17 protein-coding genes, 2 tRNA genes and 1 pseudogene are annotated in these 21,100 nt (G+C 57.7%); 5 read left to right on the top strand and 15 right to left on the bottom strand.

The annotated features are described in order from the left end of the window. Positions 1-79 precede the first annotated feature (79 nt). On the top strand, positions 80-1,456 hold the full coding sequence (locus tag J2Y91_RS16085; RefSeq protein ID WP_133623991.1) for an NAD-dependent succinate-semialdehyde dehydrogenase: 1,377 nt from the start codon (positions 80-82) through the stop codon (positions 1,454-1,456). Between the two features lie 57 nt (positions 1,457-1,513). On the opposite strand, the gene J2Y91_RS16080 is transcribed toward J2Y91_RS16085, so the two are convergent. From J2Y91_RS16080 to J2Y91_RS16070, 3 genes are read right to left on the bottom strand one after another with little or no spacing between them, the layout of a single operon-like run. Beyond that, complete coding sequence (locus J2Y91_RS16080) at positions 1,514-3,631, bottom strand: 3-hydroxyacyl-CoA dehydrogenase NAD-binding domain-containing protein (RefSeq protein WP_133623992.1); 2,118 nt, start codon at positions 3,629-3,631, stop codon at positions 1,514-1,516. A 27-nt stretch (positions 3,632-3,658) separates the two neighbouring features. After that, a complete protein-coding gene (locus J2Y91_RS16075; RefSeq protein ID WP_133623993.1) occupies positions 3,659-4,768 on the bottom strand; it encodes a CaiB/BaiF CoA transferase family protein in 1,110 nt (369 codons plus the stop codon). Between the two features lie 2 nt (positions 4,769-4,770). Next, positions 4,771-6,480, bottom strand: coding sequence for an acyl-CoA dehydrogenase family protein (locus J2Y91_RS16070; RefSeq protein WP_133623994.1), 1,710 nt, complete (start codon positions 6,478-6,480; stop codon positions 4,771-4,773). A gap of 125 nt (positions 6,481-6,605) precedes the next feature. On the opposite strand from J2Y91_RS16070, the gene J2Y91_RS16065 reads away from it, so the two are divergent. Further along, positions 6,606-7,529 (top strand): LysR family transcriptional regulator, encoded by a 924-nt coding sequence (locus tag J2Y91_RS16065; protein WP_133623995.1) that lies wholly within the window; start codon positions 6,606-6,608, stop codon positions 7,527-7,529. On the opposite strand, the pseudogene lhgO reads toward J2Y91_RS16065, so the two are convergent. From lhgO to J2Y91_RS16020, 9 genes and pseudogenes are all read right to left on the bottom strand, one after another. Then, positions 7,479-8,666, bottom strand: a pseudogene (gene lhgO, locus J2Y91_RS16060) (L-2-hydroxyglutarate oxidase); the annotation flags it as partial. The gene J2Y91_RS16065 and the pseudogene lhgO overlap by 51 nt on opposite strands. Positions 8,667-8,692: 26 nt before the next feature. Then, positions 8,693-9,652 carry a glutarate dioxygenase GlaH gene (gene glaH, locus J2Y91_RS16055; protein ID WP_133623997.1) on the bottom strand — a complete coding sequence of 320 codons (960 nt, stop codon included), beginning with the start codon at positions 9,650-9,652 and terminating at the stop codon, positions 8,693-8,695. 185 nt (positions 9,653-9,837) lie between these two features. Then, entirely contained in the window at positions 9,838-11,463 is a 1,626-nt protein-coding gene (gene agp / locus J2Y91_RS16050) for a bifunctional glucose-1-phosphatase/inositol phosphatase (protein ID WP_133623998.1), read from the bottom strand. Positions 11,464-11,768: 305 nt separating this feature from the next. Then, positions 11,769-12,281, bottom strand: coding sequence for a fimbrial protein (locus J2Y91_RS16045; protein ID WP_166643186.1), 513 nt, complete (start codon positions 12,279-12,281; stop codon positions 11,769-11,771). 11 nt (positions 12,282-12,292) lie between these two features. After that, complete coding sequence (locus J2Y91_RS16040; protein WP_048916473.1) at positions 12,293-12,874, bottom strand: helix-turn-helix transcriptional regulator; 582 nt, start codon at positions 12,872-12,874, stop codon at positions 12,293-12,295. Positions 12,875-12,903: 29 nt separating this feature from the next. After that, on the bottom strand, positions 12,904-13,839 hold the full coding sequence (locus tag J2Y91_RS16035) for a fimbrial protein (protein WP_133624000.1): 936 nt from the start codon (positions 13,837-13,839) through the stop codon (positions 12,904-12,906). Further along, complete coding sequence (locus J2Y91_RS16030) at positions 13,836-14,585, bottom strand: fimbria/pilus periplasmic chaperone (protein ID WP_048916475.1); 750 nt, start codon at positions 14,583-14,585, stop codon at positions 13,836-13,838. The genes J2Y91_RS16035 and J2Y91_RS16030 overlap by 4 nt, the downstream gene beginning before the upstream one ends. A gap of 11 nt (positions 14,586-14,596) precedes the next feature. Continuing rightward, the gene (locus J2Y91_RS16025) at positions 14,597-17,110 is read right to left on the bottom strand and encodes an outer membrane usher protein (protein ID WP_301292154.1); all 2,514 of its coding nucleotides are present in this window, start codon (positions 17,108-17,110) and stop codon (positions 14,597-14,599) included. Positions 17,111-17,210: 100 nt separating this feature from the next. Then, entirely contained in the window at positions 17,211-17,738 is a 528-nt protein-coding gene (locus tag J2Y91_RS16020) for a fimbrial protein (RefSeq protein ID WP_048916477.1), read from the bottom strand. A 403-nt stretch (positions 17,739-18,141) separates the two neighbouring features. Between J2Y91_RS16020 and J2Y91_RS16015 the strand changes: the two genes are divergently transcribed. Then, positions 18,142-18,993 (top strand): hypothetical protein, encoded by an 852-nt coding sequence (locus J2Y91_RS16015; RefSeq protein ID WP_133624002.1) that lies wholly within the window; start codon positions 18,142-18,144, stop codon positions 18,991-18,993. Between the two features lie 43 nt (positions 18,994-19,036). On the opposite strand, the gene J2Y91_RS16010 is transcribed toward J2Y91_RS16015, so the two are convergent. Both J2Y91_RS16010 and J2Y91_RS16005 read right to left on the bottom strand, forming a co-directional pair. Beyond that, positions 19,037-19,124, bottom strand: a tRNA-Ser gene (locus J2Y91_RS16010). Positions 19,125-19,368: 244 nt separating this feature from the next. Next, positions 19,369-19,456: transfer RNA gene (locus tag J2Y91_RS16005), tRNA-Ser, on the bottom strand. A gap of 233 nt (positions 19,457-19,689) precedes the next feature. On the opposite strand from J2Y91_RS16005, the gene yccA reads away from it, so the two are divergent. Further along, positions 19,690-20,346 carry an FtsH protease modulator YccA gene (gene yccA / locus J2Y91_RS16000; protein ID WP_048916479.1) on the top strand — a complete coding sequence of 219 codons (657 nt, stop codon included), beginning with the start codon at positions 19,690-19,692 and terminating at the stop codon, positions 20,344-20,346. 100 nt (positions 20,347-20,446) lie between these two features. Next, positions 20,447-20,773, top strand: coding sequence for a sulfurtransferase TusE (gene tusE, locus J2Y91_RS15995; RefSeq protein WP_048916480.1), 327 nt, complete (start codon positions 20,447-20,449; stop codon positions 20,771-20,773). Positions 20,774-20,775: 2 nt separating this feature from the next. Here the strand turns inward: tusE and yccX are convergent, their stop codons facing one another. Beyond that, entirely contained in the window at positions 20,776-21,054 is a 279-nt protein-coding gene (gene yccX / locus J2Y91_RS15990; RefSeq protein ID WP_048916481.1) for an acylphosphatase, read from the bottom strand. Between the last annotated feature and the right edge of the window lie 46 nt (positions 21,055-21,100).

Raw genomic sequence — 21,100 nt, 5'->3', positions numbered from 1 at the left:
CCTGTTTTCTCTACTACGCTTGATCCCACGTTTCACTGACAGCCAGAATCCGGCTGCTTACTGACAGAGGAAAGTTTCTATGTCCTATCAGACAATCAATCCTGCAAGTAACGAGCTCATTAAATCCTGGCCTTCCCACAGCGACAGCGACGTCGAAAAAGCGCTGGCGACTGCGGACCAGCTCTATCATTCAGCATGGTCAAAAGGTCCGATCCAGCCGCGTTTGCAGGTGCTAAAAAAGCTGGCTGACCTGATCGACAGCCGCGTCGACGAACTGGCTAAGACCGCCAGCATTGAAATGGGCAAACTGATCGCCCAGAGCAAAGGCGAGGTTGAACTCTGCGCGCAGATCGCCCGTTATTATGCCGAGAATGCCGAGCGCTTTCTCGCCCCCACCCGCTACCCGAGTGAACTGGGTGAAGCCTGGGTAGAAAATCATCCGATCGGTGTTCTGGTGGCGGTTGAGCCGTGGAACTTCCCGTTCTACCAGCTGATGCGCGTACTGGCCCCTAACCTGGCAGCGGGTAACCCGGTGCTGGCGAAGCATGCCCCTAACGTGCCGCACTGCGCCACGCTGTTTGAGGAGCTGGTAACAGAAGCCGGCGCGCCCGCCGGGGCCTGGACCAACCTGTTTGCCAGCAACGATCAGATTGCCACACTGATTGCCGACGATCGCGTGCAGGGTGCCGCGCTGACCGGTTCTGAACGTGCCGGTAGCGCCGTGGCGCAGCAGGCCGGTAAATATCTGAAGAAAACCACCCTTGAACTGGGCGGTAATGACGTCTTCGTGGTGCTTGACGACTGCGATCTGGACAAAGCGGTGAAGGCCGGGGTTGGCGCGCGTCTCAGCAACTGTGGCCAGGTCTGTACCGCTGCTAAACGCTTCCTGGTGCATGAAAAAGTGGCCGATAGCTTTATCGAGAAGCTAAGCGCGGCGTTTAAGGATGTAAAAATCGGCGATCCGCTTGACGCCAGCACCACCCTCGGCCCGCTCTCATCAGCCGATGCCCGCGATCGCTTGCAGAAGCAGGTTGAACAGGCGAAAGCTAAAGGTGCCACGGTGCTGCTGGGTGGCGCACCGGTAGCGGGTGAAGGCTGCTTCTACCAGCCGACCATTCTGACCGGCATTACGCGTGACAACCCGGCCTACTTCGAAGAGTTCTTTGGCCCGGTGGCGCAGGTCTACGTGGTGAAAGATGACGATGAAGTGGTGAAGCTGGCCAATGATTCCCACTACGGTCTGGGCGGTGCGGTATTTAGCCGCGATATCCCGCGTGCCAGGGCGCTGGCCTCGCGCATCGAGACCGGCATGGTTTATATCAACTCGGCAAGTAACACTGCAGCCGAGCTGCCATTTGGTGGCGTTAAGCGTTCCGGCTATGGCCGCGAGCTCTCCGACCTTGGCATTAAAGAGTTTGTGAATCAGAAACTGGTGGTGATCAGTAACGACGAATAACCTCTCCTCACCAGTAAACGTAAAGCCGACATAATGTCGGCTTTTTTTTTACCTCGGTCAGGCCTGAGAAATGGGCCGGCCCTGTTTGGCCCGCTGCAACAGCAGTGCTGCGGGACGCCAGAAGTGGGGATCTTCCTCCGCAAATCGGGTTAAATCACGCACTACCCGGTCCAGCCCAAGGGTGTCGGCGTAAAACAGCGGGCCGCCCCGATAGCGGGGGAAGCCAAAGCCCGCGACCATGACCACATCCACATCTCCCGGACAGCGGGCGATGCCCTCTTCCACCACTTTTGCCCCCTCATTGATCATTGCCAGCAGGTAGCGTCGAACAATCTCAGGCGGGCTGAAGCTGCGCGGCACAATATTTGCCCGGCGGCGCTCGGCATCAACCACGGCCAGCACTTCAGGGTCAGGTAGCCCGTTTTTCTCGCCCGCAGCGTAGCGATACCATCCACGCCCGGTTTTTTGCCCCAGCCATCCCTGTTCGCACAGGCGGTCGGCAATGCTGACATAGCGCTCGCGCGCATCGCGGGTCGCCGCGCGCCGCCTGCGCGTGGCCCAGCCGATGTCACCACCGGCCAGATCGCTGGTTTCAAACGGCCCCATAGCAAAGCCAAAGCCGCGCAGCGCGCTGTCAATCTCATACGGTGAGGCCCCGTCCACCAGCATGGCCTCGGCAGCCCGGCGAGTCACAGACATAATACGGTTGCCGATAAAGCCATCGCAGATGCCGCTGCGCACCGCTATTTTGCCCAGCCGCCGTGCCAGACTGAACGCACTGGCAACAATACGCTGCGGGACGCTCTCCGGGGCGATCACCTCCAGCAGCCGCATGACCGGCGCGGGAGAAAAGAAATGCAGCCCCAGGCTGTGGCTGGCGCAGGCGGTTCCCGCCGCTATCTGGGTAATAGAGAGGTAGGAGCTATTGCTGGCCAACAGCGCATCGGCGCGGCAGTGAACGGCTAACTGGCGAAACAGCGCCTGTTTAACGGCCAGATCTTCCGTCACCGCTTCGACAACCAGATCGGCAGGTTGCAACGCGCTCAGCTCAAGCGTCCCCTGCAGTCGCGCCAGCCGGCTCTGCACTTCGCCTGGCGTCAGCCGCATTTTCGCGATCTGGCGCTGGAAATAGCCCCTGATGCGCGCCAGCCCGCCCTCCAGGCTCAGCGCGTCACGCTCAATCAGAGTGACCTGCAGACCGGCGTTCAGCATCACCACCGCGATACCCGCCCCCATCGTTCCCCCGCCAATTACCCCCGCAGCGCTGAAGCTTGCTGGCGTAACCCCCGGCGGCAGAGGAAATTTTGCTGCTCTTTTCTCCGCCAGAAAAATGTGCACCAGCGCGCGGTGCTGAGGGCTGAAGAGGCAGCGCTGAAACTGTGCCGCTTCGAAGCGACAGCCCGCGGCAAATGTACTGCAGCTGGCCGCCTCCACGCAGTCAATAATCAGCGCGGGAGAGAACAGCCCCCTGAACTGTAGCGCCAGCTGCGCACGCGCGGCGCTGAGCGCTGCCTGCACCGACTCGCGGCTCTCTGCTCTGGCGCTTGTCGTCGCGCTGCGGCGCACTTCCCCGCCTGCCGCCAGCAGTTCGCGGATCCATGTCAGGCCATCTTCGCGCGCATTATGCCCCTGGCGATCTACCAGCCCGATCGCCAGCGCCTGTTCACCCGAGAGCAGATCACCGCCGAGCATCATGTCGAGCGCCGCCTTTACGCCTGTCAGCCGCACGCTGCGCTGGCTGCCCCCGGCGCCCGGCAGCAGGCCGAGCCTGATTTCCGGCAGCCCCAGACGCGCGTCGGGCAGTGCCAGCCGATAGTGGGCCGCCATCGCCAGCTCCAGCCCGCCGCCAAGTGCGTTGCCGGAAATTGCCGCCACCACCAGCTTATCGCTGGCTTCCAGCTGGTCGCAGAGATCGCGCAGTGCGGGCGGCGGGCGGGCCTGACTAAATTCCCGAATATCGGCTCCTGCCGAAAAGTGGCCACCGCGACCCAGCAGCAGCAGTGCCGCAATCTCATCATCGTGACTCAGCTGCAGCAGTAGCGCCTGAAGCGCAGTGCGCACCGCTGCGCTGATGGCGTTGACCGGTGGATTATCAAGGGTGGCGATCAAAATCGTCCCCTGACGCGCCAGCGCTATTCCCCCACGCCCGCGTAGCTGCTGACGGTTGTTTTTCATGGTCGCTTACCTCCCGTTATCATTAGCTTACGACTTTATCGGCGGCGCCAGGCGATAGCTGGCCGGGGTGCGGCTGAGCTTAATCGGCGAGGCGACGCCACAATAGCCGTCACCGATACGGATGATCATCTTACGGTGGAGGGTGTGCGGATGTGACAGGGCGGCATCAACCGTGAGCAGCGGCGCGCTGGGCACCCCCGCCCTTAGCAGCCGCTCTGAAAATTCGGCTCCGTCATAGCCAGCCAGCTGCGCAATCAGTAAAGTGCGCAGCTGTCGCCGGTTTACCGAGCGCGCGGCAGGGGTAGCAAAGCGCTCATCGCCTGCCAGCTCGGGCGCCTGCAGGCATTCACACAGCGTGTGAAACTGCCTGTCGTTGCCTGCGCCAATAAATACCGCCACGCCACCCATTGGGAAAACGTCATAGGGATAGACGCTGATATGGGCATTGCCGCTGCGCTGCGGCGGCTGCTGGCTGGTGAGCCAGTTAGTCGAATAGGGATGCAGCATCGAGAGCGCGGTATCATACAGGCTGGCTTCAATAAACTGCCCCAGCCCGCTGCGGGTGCGCTCAAACAGCGCCAGCAGAATACCGATGGCCGCATTCATCCCGGCAGACTGGTCGACTATCGGTATCCCGACGCGTACGCCACCGCTGTCTGCTTCGCCGTTGACGCTCATTATGCCGCTCATCGCCTGTAGCGCGGCGTCATAGCCGACTAATCCGCCGAGCGGACCATCGCCACCAAAACCCGACACGCGGCAGTGGATCAGGCGCGGAAAGCGCCTTGCCAGGCTCTCATAGCCTATTCCCCACCTCTCCATCGTGCCGGTCTTGAAGTTTTCAATCAGCACATCCGCATCGGCCAGCAGCTCAAACAGCGTTTCGCGCCCGCTCTGCTGCGATAAATCCAGAGATGGACCGCGGCGTTTATTGCGGTTAAGACCCAGGTAGTACGCCGCCACCCCCTGTTTGAAAGGCGGCCCCCAGCGGCGGGTTTCATCGCCCTGCGGCGGCTCGACTTTTATCACGTCGGCACCGTGATCGCCCAGCAGCTGGCCGCACCAGGGCCCCCCCAGCACGCGCGAGAGATCGATAACGCGGATCCCCGCCAGTGAACCTGTGGTTAACGCCGTCATGGCTATTGCTCCCGCCCGGCATCGCCGACGTCGGCCAGCAGCTGCGCTTCAACCTCAGGCGCCATCGCTGCATCACGGCCCAGCGGGTTATGCGGCAGCAGCTTATGAATAAGGATTAGCTGGGCCAGCAGGCGTCTGGCCGGCAGCCCGGCCTGCTGGCTCTCCCACGCCATGATGACCGCACTGATGAAATGATAGAGTCCGCTGGCTGCGGCACGGGCCAGCGCCGTGCCCTCGGGTTGAGCGCTCGCTGCGGCCAGCGCCCACACCTGTTCCTGCGCCGCGGCAAACTGCTGCTGCAGCTCGCTGCCCAGCTTTGCCTCAGCCAGGTAGTGCGCCAGCCAGGGCGCCAGCGCCTCCAGCGACTGCTCCCGCAGAATGGCGCGCCGCACGTCCAGCGCCACAATGTTGCTGGTCCCTTCCCAGATCGAGCCAAGCTGCGCGTCCCTGAACAGGCGTGGGTCGCCCCACTCTTCGATATAACCGCAGCCGCCGCGCACCTCCATGGCATCTGCGGTGACCTTACGCGCATCGCGGCAGGCGCGAAACTTAATCAGCGGCGTCAGTATACGCAGCAGCGCGTAAGCCTGTTTATCACCGCTGTCAGCCCGGCGCAGTATCTCTGCGCTCTGCAGCACCATGCTGCGCGCCTGCTCACAAGGCAGTAAAATTTTTAACAGCTGGCGCCGCATCAGCGGCTGCTCAATCAGCGTTTTGCCGAAGGCACGCCGCTGCCGGGCGATGTAGAACGCTTCGCTGACCGCCCGCTGCATCAGCCCGGCGGAGCGCACGCCGTTTGACAGGCGCGAGTTGTTAATCATATCCGCCATCTGTACAAAGCCACGACCTGCCTCACCCACCAGCCAGGCCTGGGCACCTTCCAGCCGGATCTCTCCGCTGGCCATTGAGCGCGTGCCCAACTTATCTTTCAGCCGCAGAATTCGGTAGGCGTTGGCGGCTCCCCCCTCCAGCGTGCGCGGCAGCAGAAACAGCGACACCCCTTTTATCCCCTCGGGAGCGCCCTCAATACGTGCCAGCACCATCGCCAGCCCGGCGTCAGGGTTCGAGCAGAACCACTTTTCGCCATACAGCAGATAGTGGTCTTGCGCTGGCACCGCCAGCGCGGTGGTGGCGGCAATATCAGAGCCTGCGTCCTGCTCGGTCATAAACATCGCTCCCTGCAGACGCGTTGCGGCATCCAGGGAGGTCAGGCGCGGCAAATAACGCTGCGTCAGCATCGGCGAGCCAAACTTTTTCAGCGTGCGCGCCAGCGAGTCGGTCATCGAAACCGGGCACATCAGACCAAATTCGGCCTGCACGAACAGATAGGTAAACAGGTATTTCACCAGCGGCGGGCAGGGCCCCGGCCAGCCGGGAAGATCGGTGCGGTGTGAGAGCGCCGCCATGGCAAAGTCACCAAAAGCAAGCTGTTCCATTTCGCTATACGCCGGGTGCTTGATGATGCTCTGCTGGTCGCTGCCGGTGCGGCTGCGCATCTTCAGCTGCGGTGGATTTTTATCGGCGCTCTCGGCAAGTGCATTCAGCCGCCCCCCGGCCAGTGCCCCCAGGGTTTGCAGCCGGGCATGCAGCTGTTTGCGCAGTGCGTCAGAGAGATAAAGCGGCAGGAGAGCCTGAAGCGTGGTGTCGCTGGTAAACAGATTGACGTCGTGACGATCCGGAATGTTTTCCGCTTGAGAATTGAAGAGAGACATGTGACCTCCATTGCGTTGTCTGAGGACCACTGTTGGCAAATGGCGCAGCTTTGTCCAATACCGACGCTGTATCGGCTGATACTGTATTCAGATGATGTCGCCACCGGAGGAGTGAACTGCCGCTTATGGATACTCGTCGTTTACACTATTTTCTGGTGCTGGCCGAGGAGCTGCATTTTGGCCGTGCCGCCCTGCGTCTGGCTATTTCACAGCCGCCGCTGAGCGTCAGCATTCGCCAGCTGGAGGAGTCGATCGGGGCAAAATTGTTTGAACGCAGCCACCAGCAGGTGCGGCTGACTGCCGCAGGTAAGGCGCTGATCCCTGCGGCCCAGGCGCTGCTGGACCGGATGGAAAGCATGCTTCTTGAGGTGCAAAACGTGGCGCACGGGGTGACCGGCCATCTGCGTATCGGTTATGTCGGCGCGCTGCTCTATCAGGGACTGCCCGAGCTGATGCAGCAGTTTCAGCAGCGCCACGCGGGGGTGCAGCTGAGTATGCGCGAGCTCAATACCTGCAACCAGCTAAGCGAGCTGGCTCACGGCAGCCTGGACGTGGGGTTTATTCATACTTCCCCCCTGCCCGCAGGCCTCTCCTCACTGCGTTTTTCCCACGACAGGCTGGCACTCTGCTTACCGGTGCAGCATCCGCTGGCAGCTGCCGGTGAGCTGGCGCTCAACCAGCTCAAAGAGGAGCCGTTTATTCTCTTCGCGCGCCGATTTTCCCCGCGTTATTACGACCGCATTCAGTCAGTATTGCTGGCCGCAGATATTGAGCCCGACACGCGCTGGGAGGCACGCCACTGGCTGGGCGTCGTGTCGCTGGTGGCGCGCGGTTGCGGTATCGCACTGGTTCCCGCCAGCCTGCGTTTTACCGCGATGGCCGGCGTCAGCTATTGCCCGCTGCCGCAGAGTTCGCTGCTGTTGCCCTCGCTCTGCGTCTGGAACAGCGCTGAACAACGGCCGCTGCTCTCCGCACTGATCGCGATGCTGCGGCTACCCCACCAGCGCCTTAATCCGGCTGACGATATGCTCGCCGATCGGCAGGGCTGAGGTGGCAGCAGGCGACGGCGCGTTGCAGACGTGAAGGGTGCGGGCAGTGCTGACGAACAGAAAGTCGTCGATAAGCTCCCCTTCACGCGTGACTGCCTGGGCGCGCACGCCCGCCGGATGCGGCAGCAGGTCCTGCTTTTGTAGAGTGGGACAATAGCGCTGCACCAGCCGCAAATAGCCACTTTTGTAGAGTGAATTTTTCATCTCCTGCACGCCCGCCTGAAAGTGCCTGCGCAGCATTTTGCGCATTCCCGGATAGGCCGCCATTTGCCGGAGATCGCGCCAGCTGAAATCAAGTTTGTGATAGCCTTCCCGCTGCATGGCCAGCACCGCATTGGGGCCGACGGTGACGCTACCCTCAATCGTCCGCGTCAGGTGAACGCCGAGAAACGGCACCGCAGGGTCGGGCACCGGATAGATAAGATGGTTAACAATCTGGTTGTGCTGGCTGGCAAGACGGAAATATTCGCCGCGGAACGGACAGATGATAAAGCCCGCATCGATCCCCAGCATAGCCACCAGCCGATCGGCCATCAGCCCTGAGCAGGCGATCAGATAGCGTGAGCTGAACTCGCTGCGCGCCGTGGCGATCGCCACGCTTTGGCTCTCCTCATGCAGCGCCGTGACCTCAGCCTGATAGATAATTTCACCGCCCCGGCGGGTGAATATCTCAGCCATCGTGACCGTGACCTGACGGTAGTCAACAATACTGCTGGCGGGCACCAGAATGCCGCCGAGGCCAACAATATTTGGCTCCCTCTCTTGCAGCTGTTCTGCATTCAGCCACTCCCGCTGCAGCCCGTTTGCCGCCGAACGCTTCCACAGGGTAGCCATGCGATCCATCTCAAGCGGCGTTGTGGCGACAACTATTTTTCCACACGCCTGCCAGGGAATTTGATGGCGTGAGCAGAATTTCCTGGTCGCCTGATTGCCGGCCAGGCAGAAGCGCGCCTTCAGGCTGCCCGGCGTGTAATAGACCCCCGCGTGGATCACGCCACTGTTGTGACCGGTCTGGTGCTGGGCTGGCCCGGTCTCCTTCTCCAGCACCGCTATCCTCGCATCCGGATAGGCGGTCATCAGCTGCATAGCCGTCGACATCCCGATAATGCCCCCGCCAACAATCACGAAATCATACATTGTGCGCAGCCCTCCCTGCCCGACGATTACAGCACCGGTGTGAAGTAACCGCGCTGGCGCAGCAGCTCGCGCCGTAACGCCGGATGCGGCAGAAATTTATCGCGCCCGTGCAGCCAGAAGTGATTGTTGATCAACAGCATGCTGCCCACCGGCACCGGAACGTAGATTTTACCTCCGCTGTTTTCCAGCGAGTCCGACAGCGCGGTCAGCCAGTTGCCCTCGGTAAAATCTTTTGGCTGAACAAACTGGTCAATGTAGCGCATCACCGGCCGGCCGCGTTCGTCCACGCCAAATACCGGGTGGTAAACGCTGTGCGGCGTATTTTTACTGGGCGGTGCCGACCAGCGCATCGTACGCCGCGCCAGCGGATGGCTGAACCAGCTGTCGAGCTGCGCCCAGTCATCAAGGTGCAGCAGAATCGACTCACCGCCCTGCATATTTTGCTCGTCGATTTTCATCATCAGCACAAAATCCGTCGGTTCATCCACGTAGGTGCCGTCATTATGCAGCTCCAGCGGCTTGTGCGGCTGACGCAGGTAGCTGTCGGAATCGTCGCTGTTTTTCACCACAAAGCGTGCGTAGTACTGTCCGCTCATCGAGTCGAAATTTGCGCGGCCAATCAGATGCGCGATCGCCGTGGCCAGACGGACCATATCCTCTGCCCGGTCAACGCTGATCAACCCCTGCGCATTGATTAACAGTGCCCCCTGCTGGCGCGACTGCAGGGTGCGGCTCAGCAGCGACCGCAGCTGATTGCCGCAGAGGTCGTCCAGCAGTTTGCCAAGGTGAAAGCGCAACATCGATTTGTACTCCAGCGCCTGAACCGGCAAGGTGCGCGCTGCCTGTAGAAAAGCCTGAGTGATCTCTTCGTTGAAGGTGAGGAGAAGTAAGCGGGAAGAGTAGGGAGAGTCAGAGAGCATTACGCCGGGAATAAGCGTTTTATGCTCGCTACGCTGAATCTCACCATAGCGGGTTGAACGGGTCATTGAATGCGTCTCCTGATTCGTTAAGTCGGGTGCCAAAGCACCTGATGAACAACAAAATCAGGGTATATCGCTGCTTACACTGAGGAGAGACGTTAAATGCCTAACCGCTGGCGGCAGCATTTGCCCAGCGGAGAAAAAAAAAGGCCAGCATCAGCTGCTGGCCTGTTGTCACACTCTCGGCTACATCAGTTGGCCGCAGGGGCCGCCGCCGGGGCGGGTTTAGTCTCTGCCGCGCCAGGGGAGGGTTTCTCTGCCGTGGCTTTGTCACTGGCGGCTTTATCCGCCGTTGCCTTGTCGGCAGCAGCTTTGTCGGCAGTGGCTTTGCCGGCGTCTGCGGCAGCTTTGTCGGCTGCGGCCTTCTCTTTCGCGGCCTTTTCCGCAGCGGCTTTGTCTGCCGCTGCTTTTTCAGCTGATGCTTTCGCCTGCGCTGCCTTTTCCGCTGCGGCCTTATCCGCGGCCGCTTTATCGGCCAGGGCTTTGTTTACTACGGCTTTCTCGTCGGCCGGTTTGGCATCGGCAGCAGGCGCAGCAGCAGCGGGAGCCGGGGTAGCCACCTGCAGCGGCGTGCCCTGCAGTGCCGTGTTCAGCACTTCGGTAAACTTATCCCACGAGCAGAAGCCGTTGGCATCGGTCGGGCATCCGGCCATCTGCAGCGTGACGCGCTTCGGTGGATTGTCCAGCGACAGCGGCTCTGCATCACGCAGCTGGCCGGATGTCTGGTAGACGTACTCCACTTTGACCAGCTCCTTGTCATTTTTCTTGTCGTGCCAGCGCTGGAACTGCACCATGCCACCGATTGGCGTCTGCTCATTCTGGCCCGGCAGGTCATACGGTTTGAAATCCAAAGCGGTCAGCAGTGAAGCAATGTTGGAGTCGTGCCCCACCATCAGCGTCACTTTAGGCGCGCTGGCTTTATCCTGGTCGACCAGCATGCTGCGAATGTAGTCCACCAGCGGCGCGGCGACTTCGTGCGCGACGGCCGGGGAGGTGAACAGCGCATCCTGATAACCATTTTTAATCGCGGCCAGCTCCTGCCACTGCTCAGGCGTTTTGATCTGCCCCCAGGCCACCTGCTCCATTGGGAAACCTTCGTAATACTGTAGCGTGAAGGCATCCACCAGCGAGTTACCCACCTTCAGCGGGCCGGAAACATTTGGCTCTTTGCCATTATCAGCGCTGAACTGGTTCTGATTGGTGCTGGAAAGGTCGCACTGCTTCTTACCGTTGCAAGCCGCGGAGTTTTTGTAATCGATGATTTTTTCCAGACGCTGGAAGGCCGGCTTCAGGGCCAGCTTTTCGCCTTCGGCATTGATTGCCGCCAGCGCCTGCTTGTTGAACTCTTCACTGTCGTTGGTGATCACCGGATTAAATACCGGGTCCATGCTGCCCATCTCATCCTGATGCGAAACCGGAATATCACAGCCTGGGAAAGCGCCGGTAATAAAGAACTGCGCGGTGGCAACGGTGCGCTGCAGGCTGTTGGCATAGGCGTAAATGTCGTCAGAAGATGGGCATTCGCCCTCTTTCACCAGCCCCTGCTGCGCCAGCCATTCGCGGGTATAGCGCCCCATGTAAACTTCGAGCACCCCACCCTTGGTGGTCAGCTGGCCGCCCGGAACTTCCCATTTCGGCCAGGCTTTTTTAGTGGCCTGCGCCAGTACGCTGCCGTTATCTGCCAGCGGGGCGCGCAGGTTATGGCGGCTCATCATCAGCACCTGTTCCAGCTGATAATCGCCGTCGGCAGCCCAGGCAGAAGCACCGGAGAATGCGGAGTAAACCGCTAACGCGCAGAGACTGAACTTGTTAATCATCTATTTATTCCATTGATTCAAAGGGTGAACTTACCGGCCGGCAAAAACCTGCAGCGCAGAAAGAAGAGCAGCGCGCTGCGCTGACTCACCACCACCGCTCTCAAGATAAGGCCAGAGACTGGGTTTAGTCATTGATATTGAGAATATAGCAGACTCTGACCCCGGCGGTTTAGTGGCTTCAGGGGATTGAAAAGAAACAGGATGTTTTTAGGAATGCTCTAATCATCACCACCTCGCAAGAAAATAGCAGGATGTCGGGCAAAACAGAAGACGTTAAGCACGGTGATAAGCGCTTTTATTCAGCTTCAGTTGTACTCAATCAGGAATAATACCTGGGCCTGAAAATTCCCCGTATCGATGGTGGCCTCGCGCCCTTTCACTGCCGCAGAAAAAACCAGCTTATTATCGCCATCATTAATGCGCTGCCAGGCAACCGGCTGGTTATTTAATACCGATTGCCCATTACGGTCGCGCAGCACCAGTCCAATCGATTCGTTGCCGCTGCCGACTGCAAACAGGCCGTCTGAATAGGCGGTCCCCTGAAAAGTGACGCGCACCTGATTTTTCAGCATGCTGGAACAGCGTTGCAAAATGAGCACGAACTCTTCGGATTGAGATTCGCGCCCGTTACGCAGCGCGGCGCTGCTTAGCTGGCCGAAGTCCACTTCCAGGCTGGCCGACTCCGGTGCAAGCGAACAGGGCGCATCGATCACCACCCCGCGCATATTAATTTTACCGAACCCATTACTGTTATCCGCCGCCACGGCGCCGCTCGCCGCCAGCATGATGGCCCACAGCCACTGCCTGTATCCGCTCATGATTTGCATCCTTATGAATAAAGTAACCAGTGATACAGCTCCAGATTCTTCTGCATCCCCAGCTTGTGCATTACCGACCGTTTATAGGTGCTGACCGTTTTCGGATGCAGCGCCATACACCTCGCTATCTGGTGCGGTGTCGCATTAACGCGCAGCAATTCGATCAGCGTTTTTTCCCGCGGCGTCAGCTTCTCTTCACTGTGCGCACGCGGGTCGACTATCATGATAAGCCGGGTATCGGGCGGCATAACCCGGCGCAAAAGCGCTGCCAGCTGGGCCTCCGACTGGCGACGATGCAACAGCCACTGCGGGCAGGCCTGCAGCAGCGGCGGTAACGACTGCCAGCGCTGTTGCGCGGTATCGGTGATGGTGATCAGCTGGCCGTGCGGCGACATGCTTGCGGCGAAATGCTGCGCGGCACAGAGCGAAACCGCGTCACACCCGGCGATCAGCAGATCGACGTTGCCCTGAAGTTGTGCGCTGTGCCTGACCACCGTGTGCGGCAGCTGATTCTTCAGCACCTGCACTACGCCCTCCTGAAAATAGCGGTCACTGTCCAACATCATGACGGTAATATAAGCACGGTCGGTCATAGTGCATCCTTGTTCCAGCGTTCCGGCCCCTACTGCAGGCTCATCACTAATATCGCGGTGGCGTTAAACTCGCCGGTCGCCACCTGAGCATTGCCCGACCTCACCAGAGCAAAGGTGAAATCGTCGCTGCCGATACCGTTTACGATACGGCTGTTGATGCTGTCGAAAGGCTTGATCAGCTGGCCGTCGTGGTACAGCTCTACCCCCAAATCGGGGTTGGTGGTTTTGATTGCCTGCGAGGAGAAGCTGCTGGCATCCGCCGACAGCGTCAGCTTCACCGCCCAGTTACTGGTGTCTTTACACCGATAGGGAATATTCACCTGCTGCCTGAACGGACTGAGACTGGCGCTTTGCGTCAGCTGATTGCGGGCGACAAAGCCAAAATCGATATTAATGTCCTGGCTGTTGTTGATCTCGCAGGTGCCGGCGGTGTAATAGGCATCGTTGGCGGCAAGAATGCGCCAGTTGGCGGTAAACACCCCGCCCGCTGGCGCACTCCATTTGTACATCTGCATGCTGGCGACCACCGTCCCGGCCTTGATAAACACGCCGCGCCCCGGGCTGTTCTTTAACTGGTAAAAGGCTTTTACCTGCAGATCGTGCCAGTTGCCGTCGCGCAGCTCGAATACGGTAATCGGCGAGTTGATCGGATTAAGATAGCGGGTGCCGTTAACCTCCAGTCCGCTGCTGAATGACTCATCCAGCGAAGTTTGATAGGTCCCCGAGTTAAGGCGCATATAGTCGACATAGACTCTGGGGTTAGTATTGCGGCAGGTGAAAGTGTCCGAGAGGTCAAACACCACCACGTCGCCAATAATAATCTCTGGTGACAGATTGACGGTGACGTCAATATTGCGCTGCCCCACCGCATCAAACGGTTTGCCATCGCGCTTGTCGATACACTCAAATGCCAGCGCGTGCAGCGGCAGCAGCAGCACCAGCAGCAGAACCAGTGCCCGCCTCATGATTTAGCCACCGCCCTGCAGCTGCCCGCCTGACAACGGAAGTGCAGCGCGACGCGTCCGCCAAAATCATTAACGTACTGCAGCACCGGGGCATCTCCCAGCGCTGCCGCGCTGCCGCCCAGCATCACATTCTGCCGCGGGCCGACCATCAGCGGCGCAAACCCGCGGACCGACTCTTCCCCCTCATGGCGGCTGGCTCCGACGAAGGTGATGTAGTATCCCGTCGGGTTTTCAATACGGTAATCATCGCCAACGCGCGTCAGTCTGACCTGCAGCTGTACCGGATTGGCATAGGCACCTGGTGACAGCTGCAGCGATGCCGGGCGGTAAAACAGCTTTATTTTGGTTTGCAGCGCCACTTGCAAAGTATTCGGCTTATCGGCGCGCGGTGGGATCTCGCGCAGATTGAAATAAAAAAGTGTCTCTTTATCCTGCGCCAGTAAATTAGCGCTGGGAAGCGACTGGATTTTAACCTGGCTTTTTTCGCCCGGCTCAATGCGCTGAACCGGTGGCAAGACAGTTAAGGGCGTGGTTATTTTCTCTCCATGCTCGTTTTCCAGCCACCCCTGTGCCAGATAGGGTAAACGCTGGCTCTCATTGGTGACAGTCAGGCTGACGGAGGGATTATCGGCATCCATAATAATGCGCGTACGGTCCAGTGCGATAGCGCCCCATGAGAATGAGGAGATAAACAGAGTGGTGGCCGCGATGGTTTTTAGCGCAGCCGGCTTGATTAATGATTTCATTTACTGTTCCTTTATTTTGCAGCCTGCGAAAGTTCGGTGTTTTTTGCTACGGCTTTGAAGCAAGGCAGCAGCAGGTTCGCCAGCGATGCTGAATCCAGCTGCGGTAGCGTCAGCGTGCACTGCGTTTTTCCATCCCAGTGCACTGACATCTGTTGCCCGGACTGCAGCCCGCTGAGGTACACACTGCCACCATCAGCGACCAGCCCCACTTCCTGCTGGCGCGCGTTAAATACCTGGGCACCAAAAGGCGGGAAGCTCCCATCAGCCAGGCGGATAACCGCCATAGCCTTCTGCCCTGCCAGCACGGAAAAGTGCCGGTAGCCGATGGCCCCCTCGGTCAGGGTTACCCGCACCATTGAGGAGGTGACTTCGGCATTTTCAGGTAATCGGTTAATATCAATGCCTACCTGGTTGCGGTAATAACTGCTGACATCGGATATCACCATTTTGCCAAAGCGATTACTACGGGCCGTGCCTGAAGTTGATTTCACCGGAATATCCGCCACGCCGTCGGTATCCAGTAATAAGCGCGTGCCGCCAGGACTATTCTGGCGGTGTAGCGCCATGCCCTCAGTTGTGGCACTTATGCCCCCTTTCATCGTGGCGCCAAACGCCTGATAATTACCCGGCTGAATATTGGCACTGGCGGTCATCTGGCCGGCATTACCTTCATGAATGTAATATCCCGCCATCGCAGCACTGTTATTACTGCTGCCGGCGCTCAGGCTATAGCTGTCGCTATTATTCAGCCGCTGATAATAATTGACCTGCTGAGTGTTGTTATCACGCCCGGTTGAACCGCTGTAGCTGATGGTCTTATTGTCGCCAAAAGGTAGCGAGAGCGATAAATAGAGCCCTTTGTCACTGCTCTGATTATCCCGGTTGCGCCAGGCGGAGAGCGAAAGGCTGAGATTGCGCCACTCCATCAGATCAAAATAGCGTGACATGGCCAGGCTAAAACGTTCCGTATCGGGCTTGTCCCACCAGGTTTGCCGGTTATAGCTCAGCTGCACGCTGGCGGCCAGCGGGCGGATATCCTGTGCCAGCGTTACCATATACATCTCGCGGCTGTTGCTGGTGCGGTCCCGCTGCGATTGCGCATCCAGGAACTCGTCCATGGTCATAAACTGGCTTTCAGAGAAGCGATAACCGGCAAAGGTCACCTGGCTGCCGTAATCATCAAAACGCTTTGAGTAGCTCAGGCGATAGGAATTTCCCGCGCGCGACTCCCCCGTCGCCAGCTGCGCCATTGAGTGCGTGACGTCAAACGACATCGCGCCAAATGCCAGCAGATCGCGACCGATACCGCCGGCCAGCGCCTGATATTTATCGCTGCCAATTGCGCCGCCGTACAGCGACCAGCCGTTGTTGACTCCCCACGAGAACTCCGCGCTGGCAAATTCCGGTCCGTTGGCCGCGTGCTGCCAGTTTACCGGTCGGCCCAGCGCCATTTTGTAGCGTACCTGTCCCGGGCGCGTCAGATAAGGCACCGTGGCGGTATTGAGCGTGAAGGTCTGCACCGTGCCGTCTTCTTCCTCCACCCGCACATCCAGTTCGCCAATCACTGAATCATCAATATCCTGAATGCGAAATGGCCCGGCAGCGACCTGGGACTGATAAAGCACGCGGCCCTGATGCATCACCACCACGCGGGCATTGGTACGGGCGACGCCCGTCACTTCCGGTGCATAACCGCGCAGGTTGGGCGGCAGCATATTGCTGTCGGTGACCACGCTGGCGCCAGCAAAGCGAAAGCTGTCAAAAATATCGGAGACCAGATAATCCTCGCCCAGCGTCAGCTTGGCCCCCAGCTGCGGCAGCGCGCGGTAGGCGTAATAGCGCGTCCAGTCAAAGCTGCTGCGCGTTTCACCACGCTGGCTGTCGCGCCGCCCCTGCCAGTCAGCACGCAGACGCCAGGGGCCGGCATTGGCACCCGCGACACCGGAGCCGCTCAGGCTGCGCTGGTCGCCGGAGTGGGCGTTAAAGCGCGCCTGGGTATTGAGGTTGTAGTCAAACAGCAGCCCGGGAATGCCGTTATCCCAGCGCGAGGGCGGGTCCCAGTTGGCGGACTGATACTGCAAAAACTCCTGCGGCATACTGATCGACAGCGTCGAGTTAGCCAGCTCGCCGCGCACCAGCGTTCCTGCCAGGCTGCTGGTTGCCAGACATTCGCCGCCGTGCCACCATTTAAGGGCATCGGTCGCCGCCGATTTCAGACCCAGTTCATCCACCAGCTGCGGTGTCAGGCAGGGAAGGCTCTCATCGGGATGCTCTTTGGGGGTGTAAAAATCCACGCTGCGGTCGCCCAGTGCGTCACCGTTCAGCCGGACATTAAGGGTATAGCGGCCAGGCATAATGTAGCCTTTGCGCGCAAAATTAGTGACGTCAATATTATTACGATCGTCGACGTCTAAAAGATCGGTGTTAAACTGAATATCTTCAGCATGAACCCTATTCAAAGTTGAACTTAGCGCCAGAAAAATGGAAATAACCAGGAATGCTGGCGATTTGATTGTAAAGGTCATTTTTCCCATGGTCCCACAAATCGTCACTGGTTGATGCTCAACGGGCGATAAATAGCGCCTGCTATTGCAGGCGCTCTGTTATTTATCTGGCGGAGGTGAATTACTGATAGGCCAGTGTAAAGTTAGTAACTGCTGTAAATGCACCGGTGCCAATCTCAACTGGCGCATCTTTGGTGCCATCACCCTTCAGGGCGGCGGTAAACTGCAGCGTGTTCGCGTTACCGTTTAACGTCTGCGCGGTGGTTGGCGTGCCCAGCTCGATTTTCTTACCGCTGCCGTCGCGCAGTAAAATACTGGCGCCTTTCGCTTCCCCGGTAATACCGAGACGGCCATCAACGCCCGCCATACCGGTGAAGGTCGCGGTTACCGTGTGCTTAGTTGCATCGTCACAGTTCTGTAGATCGATGGTGAAGTCGACGGCTTTCTGCTCGCCACCGTTCGCCAGGTCCGAATTAGAGACCTGACCCAATGGAATTTTTTGATCGTCCACACCTGGTGCGATTGAGCAGGGAGCATTGACGATTGAACCGTAAAAGGTGACTTTACCGTTGCCCTGATCGGCTGCATGAGCGACGCCAGTAGTGGCCAAAGCGAACAGTGCAACAGCGGTGATTTTTTTGATTTCCATTTAATTGTCCTTGACTGATATTTAACTGAAAGAATGAGCCTCGTCATGAAAGTGCCGTCGGTTATTAATTACAATAATCGACCACCTCATCCCCGGTATTCCTTTAAAAGCGAGGCAATACTAATCAGTCCACTACCCAAGTCACTGTCCATTTTTGTTGTTAATTTAAATCAGATCAAAAACAATATGTTACGAAGGCTTAAGATTACCCAGCCAGAAATATTTGCAATTAAGAAAGATCTTACGCAACTTAAGTGCATGTAATACAAATGTTTTACGGCTACTATTAACACTTAGTCATGTTAAAATAAGTAAAAAAACCCCGCTTCGGTTGACAGAGTCGAAATAGCAAAATAAGATAATTCTTACACCACGGAAGATAATATAACTAAGAAAGTGATATATGCCTTTTATAAGCAAAAAGAAGCCAGAATTAGAAAAAAAGCTAAAATGCAAAGCTGAAGAGTACAAAGCACGAGGGGAACTCAATGACGCGATCCAGTGTCATTATGAGCTTTTACTTAAGCTGTACTTAACTAATCCGCTTTACTTCAAAACGCTATTTAAAGCGAATCGATTTATTGTCGGATCGGCAATACTCGGCATCTACTACATTCGTAAAAGCAGCACCTTTAAAGATGTAAAACGCTTTTGTATCAGTAACGATCTTTTCAGCAGTAACTCTCTGGATTCATTCCTGCTTTTTCTGCGGGTTGGCGGAAGACTGGAGGTTTATCGCGACAGTGAAGATAAGCGCAAACTGAATTATAAGCCGACGCCGAAAGCGCTGACTGAAACGCAGAGTATGATCAACACCATGATTATCCCCTGCGCGATGCTGACCGACTCTTTTGACCTTGAATTTTATCAGCAGCACAAAAATTTCGTGCCTGAGTTTTTCCGCACCTACGCGGAAATCACGCTTAACCGTCTGTTTATCCACGATATGGTGCCGGGCAGCGCTGAATTTCTCAGCCGCGACGGCGGTCACATGATGATGTTTAATCTTTATCTGGAAACCATTAAGCAGCAGAGCCTGACCATCAAGTTCAATATTCTGAAATCGGCATTCTGCTGCGGCGTTTCCCGTTCACATATTCGCCGCTGCCTGCAGGCCGCTGAAGATATTGGCATGCTGAAGATCGAAGAGGGTGCCAATGACCTGACGCTGTCACCGGCGTTTATCGAGATGGTCAAAGATTACTTCTGTATCTATCTGGCCACCGTGGAGCACGGCCTGGCGGGAATGCGCTAAAACAAAAAACCCCGGACTGTTAAGCCCGGGGTTCTGAATTTGATGGTGGAAGCGTAGAGATTCGAACTCTAGAACGGTTTCCCGTCGCCGGTTTTCAAGACCGGTGCCTTCAGCCACTCGGCCACGCTTCCACACGTACCAGCTGTTGAGACGTGTCTCGCTAACTGATGGGGCGCAGTATAGGGGGTGTTTGCGCATTTGCCAAGACTATTTTTATCTACTTTGTTGATTTTGTGAGCATTTGTGTTCGTTTGCCGGAAAAACCAGCAACGCGTAGCAAAATGGATAAGAAAGCAGCAGAGAGAGGCGTGGGTCGGTCTGTTTATTGCGCGCATAGCAAAACGGGCTAGCTTTCGCTAACCCGTTTGAATTTGGTGGTGGAAGCGTAGAGATTCGAACTCTAGAACGGTTTCCCGTCGCCGGTTTTCAAGACCGGTGCCTTCAGCCACTCGGCCACGCTTCCACAATGGGGCGCACTATAAACATCCCCGTAGAGCTTGTAAAGTGGCTTTTGTTTCAATCGCGTGAAAAAACGTCAATCGACAGCTGTTTGTTGAATTTATCACCAGCCTGCTCACGGAATCAGCGTTTTAGCGCGTAAAGAAGGGTAAAACGCCTTTCCCCGCTGCGCTGTGCTCCTTATTCTCGCTGCTATATTACCATCGCTATTTTTTAGTGACCCAGAAGAGGTGTTTTATGGATCGCATCGTTTCAAGCACACGTGAAAGCTCGCTGCTCAGCACGCACAAAGTTCTGCGCAACACCTATTTCCTGCTCGGCCTGACGCTGGCATTTTCCGCGCTCACCGCCACGCTGAGCACCGTATATGCCCTACCGGCACCGGGACTGATCCTGATGCTGGTCGGTTTTTACGGCCTGATGTTCCTGACCTACCGTCTGGCTAACAGCCCGGCCGGCATCCTGGCGGCGTTTGCCTTCACTGGCTTCCTCGGTTATAGCCTTGGCCCGATTCTTAACAGCTTCCTGTCTGCCGGTATGGGCGATGTGATCGGCCTGGCACTGGGCGGCACCGCGCTGGTGTTCTTCTGCTGTTCTGCCTATGTGCTGACCACGCGCAAGGATATGTCATTCCTTTCCGGCATGATGATGGCCGGCTTTGTGGTGCTGCTGGTGGCTGTTGTCGCCAACCTGTTCCTCAACATCCCTGCTCTGCACCTGGCGATCAGCGTGCTGTTTGTTCTGTTCTCTGCCGGCGCGATCCTGTGGGAGACCAGCAACATCATTCACGGCGGCGAAACCAACTATATTCGCGCCACCGTGAGCCTGTATGTGTCGCTGTATAACATCTTCGTCAGCCTGCTGAGCCTGCTCGGCATGTCGCGTAATAACTAAGCCGCGACCGGTTGGCATCAAGCCCCGCAGCGCGGGGCTTTTTTTTTGCCGCTAAAAGTTTGCTAAACTGGGCGCCGGTTAAATAGCGTGGGGCAAGAGAGTGCAGTTTGAAGGTAAAGAGATTGAGCGCGATGCGCAGGGCTATCTGAAATCAGTTGCGGACTGGAATGAGACGCTGGCGCTGGCGCTGGCGGCAGAAGAGTCCATCGAACTGAGCGAGGCCCACTGGGAAGTGGTGCGCTTCGTGCGGGCATTTTATCTGGAGTTTAATACCTCCCCGGCGGTGCGCATGCTGGTAAAAGCGATGGCGCAGAAGTACGGCGAGGAGAAAGGCAACAGCCGTTATCTCTTCCGCCTGTTCCCGAAAGGTCCGGCAAAGCAGGCCACCAAAATTGCCGGTTTACCCAAACCGGCTAAGTGCCTGTAAAGCTAAGCGGTGCTGAAACCCTGCGGAAAATGCGTGGGGTGGTGAGGTTCAGTCAGCACCTTATCCACCCTGGCGCTGCGTGGTCCTCCGGCTTTCAACCAGGCCAACAGGGCTTCCACTCCAGACTGTTCACCGCACGCCAGCACCTCCACACTGCCGTCATCCAGGTTTTTAGCATAGCCGCTCAGCCCGTGCTGCTTCGCTTCGCGCTGGGTGCTGTAGCGAAATCCTACCCCCTGCACCCTGCCATGAACCCATACGCGCACACAGATCGTTGCCATTTCTCCTCCTCTACCTATCACCGATTGCTTTTTGACGGTCGGCACC

Origin of the sequence: Erwinia aphidicola (assembly GCF_024169515.1) — a bacterium.
Lineage (GTDB): Bacteria > Pseudomonadota > Gammaproteobacteria > Enterobacterales > Enterobacteriaceae > Erwinia > Erwinia aphidicola.
The sequence above is the reverse complement of the archived record's forward strand: the minus strand, read 5'-3'. Positions and strand labels throughout refer to the sequence as shown.